Source organism: Bradyrhizobium sp. JHI2711 (assembly GCF_056156565.1).
The window spans coordinates 1-1,000 of record NZ_JBPZPT010000025.1 but is presented as its reverse complement, the minus strand read 5'-3'; the positions used below and the strand labels follow the sequence as shown (position 1 = coordinate 1,000).

The following is a 1,000-nucleotide window of genomic DNA, read 5'->3' as shown; positions in this document are numbered from 1 at the left end:
GGACCGCAGGGCGAAGCTCGACCGCGCGCATGGCGTGCTGTCGATCCGCCACCAGTGCCGGCTGCTCGGGCTGTCGCGCTCGGGCGTTTACCGAACGCCGCAGCCGGCCAATGACGACGATCTGACGCTGATGCGCCAGATCGACGAACTGTTCACCGCGCGGCCGTTTCTGGGCTCGCGGCGGATGGCGTGGCTGCTGAGCGAGGATGGCGTCCCGATCAACCGCAAGCGCGTGCAGCGGCTGATGCGCAAGATGGGGATCGAGGCACTGGGGCCGAAGCCGCGCACCAGCAAGCCTGCGCCGGGGCACCTGATCTATCCCTATCTGCTGCGCGGCATGACCATCGACCGGCCGAACCAGGTCTGGGCGACCGACATCACCTACATCCCGATCGGACGCGGCTTCCTCTATCTGGTGGCTGTGATCGATTGGGCGAGCCGGGCCGTGCTGAGCTGGCGCCTGTCCAATACGATGGACGTGTCGTTCTGCATCGACGCCCTGGAGGAGGCGCTGGCGCGGTTCGGCAAGCCGCAAATCTTCAACACCGATCAGGGCAGCCAGTTCACCAGCGCGGCCTTCACCGGCGTGCTGGAGGCCGCCGGCATTCGGATCTCGATGGACGGTCGCGGCCGCTGGATGGACAACGTGTTCATCGAACGGCTGTGGCGCAGCCTCAAGCACGAGGACGTCTATCTCAAATTCTATGCCGACGGCAAAGAGCTGCACGCGGGCCTCGCCGACTGGATCGCCTTTTATAACGAGGAGCGCCCGCACCAGGCACACGGCTATCGCACGCCGATGGCGGTCTGGCGCGCCGGCGCTACAGCAAAGGCTCTGGACATGGTGGACAACGCCGAAGAGGCGTTGCCCACATGCCCACAACCTCAACAACAGACGCAGACAGAGGCCCTCGCGGCCTCATATCAGAAAATCGGAGCGGCGAGAGTTCCAACTAAGAAGGCGGCGTCAGTGGTCCTGCTCCCGGGGTCCACTTCACTG

General features: G+C 65.2%; 1 pseudogene. It reads left to right on the top strand.

From position 1 onward, the window contains the following. Positions 1-799, top strand: a pseudogene (locus ACTEK7_RS36625) (IS3 family transposase); the annotation flags it as partial. Positions 800-1,000 lie beyond the last annotated feature (201 nt).